7 protein-coding genes are annotated in these 7,264 nt (G+C 67.6%); 3 read left to right on the forward strand and 4 right to left on the reverse strand.

The genetic code is table 11. The annotated features are described in order from the left end of the window. Nucleotides 1-89: 89 nt before the first annotated feature. Both ABGA94_RS06330 and ABGA94_RS06335 read right to left on the reverse strand, forming a co-directional pair. Complete coding sequence (locus ABGA94_RS06330) at nucleotides 90-653, reverse strand: response regulator transcription factor (protein ID WP_005409063.1); 564 nt, start codon at nucleotides 651-653, stop codon at nucleotides 90-92. Then, a complete protein-coding gene (locus tag ABGA94_RS06335; RefSeq protein ID WP_375366696.1) occupies nucleotides 650-1,876 on the reverse strand; it encodes an ATP-binding protein in 1,227 nt (408 codons plus the stop codon). The genes ABGA94_RS06330 and ABGA94_RS06335 overlap by 4 nt, the downstream gene beginning before the upstream one ends. Nucleotides 1,877-1,990: 114 nt before the next feature. Between ABGA94_RS06335 and ispG the strand changes: the two genes are divergently transcribed. The 3 genes from ispG (at nucleotide 1,991) to ABGA94_RS06350 (ending at nucleotide 4,834) form a co-directional block, all read left to right on the forward strand. Further along, nucleotides 1,991-3,256 carry a flavodoxin-dependent (E)-4-hydroxy-3-methylbut-2-enyl-diphosphate synthase gene (ispG, locus tag ABGA94_RS06340; RefSeq protein ID WP_049423521.1) on the forward strand — a complete coding sequence of 422 codons (1,266 nt, stop codon included), beginning with the start codon at nucleotides 1,991-1,993 and terminating at the stop codon, nucleotides 3,254-3,256. Then, on the forward strand, nucleotides 3,237-4,016 hold the full coding sequence (locus ABGA94_RS06345; protein ID WP_095377451.1) for a phosphatase PAP2 family protein: 780 nt from the start codon (nucleotides 3,237-3,239) through the stop codon (nucleotides 4,014-4,016). Before ispG ends, ABGA94_RS06345 begins: the two co-directional genes overlap by 20 nt. Before the next feature lie 170 nt (nucleotides 4,017-4,186). Then, nucleotides 4,187-4,834, forward strand: a complete 648-nt coding sequence (locus ABGA94_RS06350) for a response regulator (protein ID WP_005416124.1) — start codon at nucleotides 4,187-4,189, stop codon at nucleotides 4,832-4,834. A 291-nt stretch (nucleotides 4,835-5,125) separates the two neighbouring features. Here ABGA94_RS06350 and eda read toward each other — a convergent pair whose 3' ends face one another. Further along, on the reverse strand, nucleotides 5,126-5,785 hold the full coding sequence (eda, locus tag ABGA94_RS06355) for a bifunctional 4-hydroxy-2-oxoglutarate aldolase/2-dehydro-3-deoxy-phosphogluconate aldolase (protein WP_049429315.1): 660 nt from the start codon (nucleotides 5,783-5,785) through the stop codon (nucleotides 5,126-5,128). 283 nt (nucleotides 5,786-6,068) lie between these two features. Continuing rightward, nucleotides 6,069-7,264 (reverse strand): dihydroxy-acid dehydratase (locus tag ABGA94_RS06360; RefSeq protein WP_375366698.1); only part of this gene is annotated, 1,196 nt, incomplete at its 5' end.

Raw genomic sequence — 7,264 nt, forward strand, 5'->3', positions numbered from 1 at the left:
CCGGCCGCTGGCCGGCATCCAGGCGATGCTTCAATCGTTCACGAGGTTGCCGGCCTGCGGCCGGCACTACCGGCGCATGGCGTGGCGTCTCACCGGCTCGGATCGCGTTCCGGGCTGGGCCGCTTGGCCAGCTTGCGCTGCAGTGAGCGCCGGTGCATGCCGAGCAGGCGTGCGGCCGCTGACACGTTGCCGCCGGTCTCGTGCATCGCCTGCTGGATGTGTTCCCACTGCAGGCGGCTGATCGGCGTCATCGCATCGGGCACTTCCATTTCGCCATCGTCGGCCGGGCCGTCGTCCTCCTCACCGAGGGCGCGCAGGATCATCGGCACCGTGGCCGGCTTCGGCAGGTAATCATCCGCGCCCAGCTTGATCGCCTCCACTGCGGTGGCGATGCTGGCATAGCCGGTCACCAGCAGGATGCGCATGTCCGCGCGCAGCGCGCGCAGCGGCTGGATCAGCGCCAGGCCGGAATCGCTGCCCAGCTTCAGGTCGATCAGCGCGAACGCCGGCGGATGCTGGCGGGCCAGTGCCAGGGCACTGGCGGCATCCTGTGCGGTCTGTGTTTCCAGGCCCTTGCGGGCCAGGCTGCGCTGCAGGGTGCGCAGGTACAGCTCGTCGTCGTCGACCAGCAGACCAAGGGTTGAGGCGCTCATGGGGTTTCCTCGCGTGGGGCCAGCGGCAGGCGGAAGCCGACGCGGCTGCCGGCCCCCTGGGCCGGGCGCATCCACATCTCGCCGTCGAGGCGTTCGATGGTGGCATGGGACAGGGCCAGGCCGACGCCCATGCCCTCGCTCTTGCTGCTGCCGAACAGCTTGCTCGGCAGCACGGCGGCACGGGCGTCGAAACCATGGCCGTAGTCGCGTACTTCGCCGATCAGGTCGTCGCCCTCGATGCGCAGGTCCAGGTCCACGCGCGGCCGGCCGGCCTTCTCGCCGGCATCGGCGGCATTGTTGAGCAGGACCATCAACAGATGGCCTACGCCCGGGTCGAGCGGCAGCCGCAGCGGCGCATCGTCATTGCGGTGCAGGTCGATGGTCGGCCGCACCAGGCGCCATTGTTCAAGTACCTGCTGGGCGCTGGAATGGCTGCGGCCCGGCGCGTCGGCCGAGGCTGGTGCGGCCAGCGCCAGCACACGTTCCCGGCACTGCACCAGCAGCTCGCGCAGGGTTTCCATGTCTTCGCGCACTTCAGGCTCTTCGCTGCGCTCGGCGACATCGTCGGCGAGCAGGGTCATGGTCGCCAGCGGTGTGTTCAGCTCATGCGCGACCGAGGCGGCATGGGTGGCCAGGGCGACGATGCCCTCGTTGCGGGCGAAGCGCTCACGCAGCGCCGACAGTTCCAGTTCGCGCTCCCGCAGGGCCAGTGCCAGGCGGGTGGAGAAGGCCAGCACCACTGTGGCGGAAATCAGGAAGTTTGCGACCACGCCCCAGCGATTGAGGTCCTGAGAGCGGAAGTAGCCGTCCGGCAGCGCCTGCCCGAAAATGCCGCTGGCGGCGTAGCCGAGCAGGCAGGCCAGCGCGACCGCCAATGCCCAGCGCAGGGGCAGGGCGAAGGCGGCCAGCGCGATCAGGATCAGGAACAGTGAGCTGAACGGGTTGGCCATGCCGCCGCTCCAGCCCACCATCCAGGTCAGGATGATCACGTCCACCAGGATATGGCCGAATGCGGTCAGCGGCGCAGTGTCGGCCGCTTCCGGGCGCAGCTGGGTATAGACGTTGAACAGGGCCAGCACCGCCACGCCGGCCCACAACGGCAGCTGCGGCAACGGCAGGCCCAGCACCCAGGTCGCGACCAGGATGGTGGCGGCCTGGCCGCCCACGGCAAGCCAGCGCAGGCTGCACAGGGTACGGAGAAACGGGGCGTCGGGACCGGTCATTCACGCTCATCGTATGCGTTCATGCGTGTACATGCCTGCGACAATCGGCCGCAGCCGTGCCGCAGGCTGAATGCGAGTCACCCCGAATGCGGGAGTGGGCGGTAGAATGCGCCCATGCATGACGCCGTCACCCGCCCGACTCCCCCCTCCGATGCCACCGCCTGGCCCCGCCGCCAGACCCATGCCGTCCAGATCGGCGGGGTCACCGTAGGCGGAGGCAAGCCGGTGGTGGTGCAGTCGATGACCAACACCGATACCTCCGACGTGGCCTCCAGCGTGAAGCAGGTGGCCGAGTTGTGGCGTGCAGGTTCGGAGATGGTGCGGTTGACCGTCAACACCGTGGAAGCCGCTGCGGCCATTCCGCGCATCGTCGACAAGCTGGCGATGATGGGTATCGATGTACCGCTGATCGGTGACTTCCACTACAACGGCCACCAGCTGCTCACTGCCGAACCGGCATGTGCGGAAGCGTTGGCCAAGTACCGCATCAACCCGGGCAATGTCGGCTTCGGCAAGAAGAAGGACCTGCAGTTCGCCCAGTTGATCGAGTTCGCGATCCGCTACAACAAGCCGGTGCGCATCGGTGCCAACTGGGGCTCGCTGGACCAGGCCCTGGCGGCCAGGCTGATGGACGAGAACAACCTGCGCGAGCAGCCCTGGGACGCCGGCCGCGTGCTGCGTGAGGCGCTGATCCGTTCGGCGCTGGATTCGGCCGAGCAGGCCGTGGAACTGGGCCTGCCGCGCGATCGGATCGTGCTGTCGGCCAAGGTCAGTGGCGTGCAGGAACTGATCGCGGTGTACCGCGACCTGGCCCAGCGCTCGGACTTCGCCCTGCACCTGGGCCTGACCGAAGCCGGTATCGGCAGCAAGGGCATCGTCGCCTCGTCGGCAGCGCTGAGCGTGCTGCTGCAGGAAGGCATCGGTGACACCATCCGCATCTCGCTGACCCCGGAACCGGGCCAGTCGCGCACGCAGGAAGTGATCGTCGCCCAGGAACTGCTGCAGACCACCGGCCAGCGCGCCTTCACGCCGCTGGTCACGGCCTGCCCGGGCTGCGGCCGCACCACCTCCGAGTTCTTCCAGGAACTGGCCAAAGTGGTGCAGAACCATGTGCGCGAGAAGATGCCGCTGTGGAAGATCCACCACCCGGGGGCGGAGAACATGACCCTGGCGGTGATGGGCTGCATCGTCAACGGGCCGGGTGAGTCGCGCCATGCCAATATCGGCATCTCCCTGCCGGGCACGGGCGAGACGCCGGCAGCACCGGTATTCGTCGATGGCGAGAAGAAGGTGACCCTGCGTGGCGACAACATCGCCCAGGAGTTCGTCGCCCTGATCGACGATTACGTCGAACACAAATATGTCCGAAGCGCCGGATAAGCCTGCGATCCTCGCCGCTCCGGAGTCGGCCTCCGGTTTCCGCCACTGGATGGCGCGCAACGCCTGGCGCCTGGTCCTGCTGTTCGGTGGCGTACTGCTGCCGTTGGCGGGCTTCGTCGCCCTGGCTGACGAAGTGCACGAATTTGAATCGTTCCATTTCGATGCGCCGCTGCTGTGGCAGATGCATGGCCTGCATTCGCCATGGCTGGACCGCTTCTTCGTGCTCATCTCGAAACTGGGCTACGAGTGGTTCCTGATCCCTGCTGACGTGCTGATCATCGGTGCGCTGCTGGGCTACCGGCGCTGGCGCGAGGCGACCTTCGTCGCGGTCAGTTTCGCGGGATCGGCGTTGCTGAACATGGGCAGCAAGCACTTCTTCCAGCGCCAGCGCCCCAGCCTGTGGGAGTCGATTGCGCCGGAATCGACGTTCAGCTTCCCCAGCGGGCACGCCATGGGCTCGATGACCCTTGCCGCGACCCTGGTTCTGCTGGCCTGGAATACCCGCTGGCGTTGGCCGGTACTGCTGCTGGCGCCCCCGTTCAGCCTGCTGGTGAGCGTCTCACGGGTCTATCTGGGCGTGCATTATCCCTCGGACATCCTGGCCGGATGGTGTGCCGCGCTGGTTTGGGTGGTAGGGTGCTATCTGGTCATGTTCAGTCGCCGGCATCCTTGGCGACGTCGGGATTCGCCGCCAGCGACGGCCAGCGAAGCATCATCACAGGGGGGTGACGTGGATGACCCTTCCGGGGCGTCTACGTAATAGATCAGTTGTTTCGTTGCAGCAGGTTCTGCAAGACAGGGGGCAAGCACAACGCGCGTTACTGTGATGCGCAAGGCAGAACGCCTGGATCGCGTCCCGGACGCGCTTGCAGGGGTATCGGCGCCCTGCCTAGCTTGACCTGCAATGGCCGCATTCGAAGAGGTACGTGAATGACGATTCGAGTCTACCTGGTGGATGACCATGCGCTGGTCCGCACCGGGATGAAGATGATCCTGTCGGGGGAGACCGACATCGAGGTGGTGGGCGAAGCCGAGACGGGTGAAGACGCACTGCGCGACGTCCGCCAGCTGTTGCCGGACGTGGTGCTGTGCGACCTGCACCTGCCCGGTGTGAGTGGCATGGAAGTGACCGAGCGCATCGTCCGCAGCCACCGCAACACCCGCGTGGTGATCGTATCGGTACTGGAAGACGGGCCGCTGCCGAAGCGCTTGCTGGAGGCGGGGGCCGCGGGCTACATCGGCAAGGGTTGCGATGCACAGGAGCTGCTGCGCGCGGTGCGCGATGTGGCCATGGGCCGTCGCTACCTGGGCACCAGCATCGCGCAGAACCTGGCCCTGTCGACGGTGGAGGGCAATGGATCGCCGTTCGACAGCCTGTCGCCGCGCGAACTGGAAGTAGCCTTGCTGCTGACCCAGGGCCTGCGCCAGGAAGACATCGCGCGGCGCCTGAGCCTGAGTGCGAAGACGGTGAACACGCACAAGGCGCGGTTGTTCGAGAAGATGGGGATCCACGACAACATCGCGCTGGCGCGCATGGCCAGCCAGTACGGGCTGGTGGATCCGGCGCGGCCGTTGTAAGGGTTTCGGCCAACGGCTGAGCCCCTCGCGGTGGTGCGGTTGGATTTCTGGGGTTGGCCCTGCGGAGGGACCGCGCAGGGGACGCCGTGAATCCATCCCTGAAGGCTCGGCGCGCCATCCATGGCGCTTACGCCCCTGCGCAATCCCTCCGCAGGGCTACCGACAGTTTCCGTGCGCCGCCACCGCGGAATGAAGATTGAAGAGCAGGAGCGGGTCGCGCGCTGTGCGCGCTCGCAGCCTGGGGTCGGATCCCTTTCCCGGCGGGAAAGGGCTCTGACCCCGATCTTCATGTCAGTGGCCGCGCACGCGCTTGATGATCTTCGCGGCGTCGGCGGCGCTGGCGCGCACCTTGTCCCATTCGCCGTCGGCAATCCAGTTGCCCGGCACCATCCACGAACCACCGATGCAGACCACGTTCTTCTGCTCGAGGTACTCGGCGGCGGTGTTCTCGGTGATGCCGCCGGTCGGGCACAGCTTGAGGTCGGCAACCGGGCCGGCCAGTCCCTTGATCATCGCCAGCCCGCCCACGGCTGTGGCCGGGAACAGCTTGCACACGCGGAAACCGCGGGCGTAGAGCGACAGCAGCTCGGTCGGCGTCGCCGCACCCGGCACCACCGGCAGCGGCGCAGCGGCAAGTGCATCAGCCAGCGCCGGCGGCGTCCCCGGGGTCACCAGGAAGTCAGCACCCGCATCGATCGACTGCTGCATCTGCTCCACGGTCAGCACCGTACCGGCACCCACCACCACGTCCGGCAGCTCGCGCTTGAGCATTGCCAGCGCTTCCATCGCCACCGGCGTGCGCAGCGTCAGCTCAATCGCCGGCAGACCACCTTCCAGCAGCGCCGCACTGACCGCTCGCGCCTGGTCCAGCGTATGAATCGTCACCACCGGCAGGATGCCCGCCGCATGCAACAGCTCCGCCGCCTTCACCTGATGTTGTTCGATACCCATGCTTTTGCCCTTGCCTTTGCTCTTCTTGATTCAGTGGCCGCAGCGCAAATGACGCGCCGGGAATTGTCCAAGGGCAGTAGAGCGCCCTGGCCGGGACTGTGAGCGGCATGAATGCCGCGATCGAGCCCCCATGGGTGAGGGCGCTTTGCTTGCGAAGCACCGCTTTGCAAGCGCCCGAACGCCCAACCGCCAGCGGTTGGGCCGGCCCCGTAGGGGGTTTACGGCGTGTCCCGGCCAGGGCGCTCTACTGCCCAAGCCGGGAAGCCTGCCGCGGCTTTTCGCGTCAGGCGTCTTTCGCCTCATGCGGCGCCGCCGCCGCTGCGGCATCGTGCCCCAGCTCATACTCCGCGTCGTACTCCCACGGCCCGCCATCGGCCGCCGCCGGCCCGCACGAAATCGAAATCGCGCCCTGGTCGGCCGGGCCCACCACGCGACGGTTGATCGCGAACAGGTTGCGGCCCAGGTCATGCGCGGCCGGCGCGGTGTTCGGCGCCAGCGGACGTGCTGCCCATTCCGCCGCGTCCACCAGCACTTCCAGCGTGCCGGCCTCGCCGTCGAGGCGGATCATGTCGCCCTCGCGGACCTTGGCCAGCGGGCCACCACGCGCCGCTTCCGGCGTCACATGGATGGCCGCCGGGATCTTGCCCGACGCACCGGACAGGCGGCCGTCGGTGACCAGCGCCACGCGCCGGCCCTGGTTCTGCAGCAGGCCCAGCAGCGGTGCCAGCGAATGCAGTTCGGGCATGCCGTTGGCACGCGGGCCCTGGTAGCGCACCACCGCCACGAAGTCCTGCGGCAGCAGGCCACCGGCGTGCAGCTTGTTCAATACCTGCGGTGCATCGACCACCACCGCAGGTGCTTCGATCGTCCGGTACTGCGGTTTCACCGCCGACAGCTTGATCAGCGACTTGCCGAGGTTGCCACGCAGCAGGCGCAGGCCACCCTGGTGCTCGAACGGATTGTCGACGCCACGAACCACTTCGTCATCGGCGCTGTGTTCCAGGCCCGGCAGGTAGACCAGCCGGCCGTCACGCAGTTGCGGCTCGCGCGCATAGTCGGACATGCCGCCACGCGCGACGCTGACCAGATCGCCGTGCATCAGGCCCGCCTTGATCAGCTCGCCGAACACGAAGGCCGGGCCGCCAGCGGCCGCGAAACGGTTCACGTCGGCCTCGCCGTTCGGGTAGACACGGGCCAGCAGCGGAATCAGCTGCGACAGTTCGTCGAAGTCGTCCCAGGTCAGCACGATGCCGGCCGCACGCGCCACCGCGATCCAGTGGATGGTGTGGTTGGTCGAACCGCCAGTGGCCATCAGCGCGATGACCGCGTTGATGATCGCGCGCTCGTCGATGATCCGGCCCAGCGGGCGGAAGTCGTCGCCCAGTGCGGTGATGTCCAGCGCGCGTTCGGTTGCCTCGCGGGTGAGGGCGTCGCGCAGCGGCGTGCCCGGATTGACGAACGATGCGCCCGGCAACTGCA

This window comes from Stenotrophomonas sp. 3diitr2024, from assembly GCF_042136455.1.
Classification (GTDB): domain Bacteria; phylum Pseudomonadota; class Gammaproteobacteria; order Xanthomonadales; family Xanthomonadaceae; genus Stenotrophomonas; species Stenotrophomonas sepilia.

Excerpts from the sequence above, each read along its gene's own strand:
- ABGA94_RS06330 (WP_005409063.1), bottom strand. The coding sequence starts at position 653 with ATGAGCGCCTCAACCCTTGGTCTGCTGGTCGACGACGACGAGCTGTAC.
- ABGA94_RS06335 (WP_375366696.1), bottom strand. The coding sequence starts at position 1,876 with ATGACCGGTCCCGACGCCCCGTTTCTCCGTACCCTGTGCAGCCTGCGC.
- ispG (WP_049423521.1), top strand. The coding sequence starts at position 1,991 with ATGCATGACGCCGTCACCCGCCCGACTCCCCCCTCCGATGCCACCGCC.
- ABGA94_RS06345 (WP_095377451.1), top strand. The coding sequence starts at position 3,237 with ATGTCCGAAGCGCCGGATAAGCCTGCGATCCTCGCCGCTCCGGAGTCG.
- ABGA94_RS06350 (WP_005416124.1), top strand. The coding sequence starts at position 4,187 with ATGACGATTCGAGTCTACCTGGTGGATGACCATGCGCTGGTCCGCACC.
- eda (WP_049429315.1), bottom strand. The coding sequence starts at position 5,785 with ATGGGTATCGAACAACATCAGGTGAAGGCGGCGGAGCTGTTGCATGCG.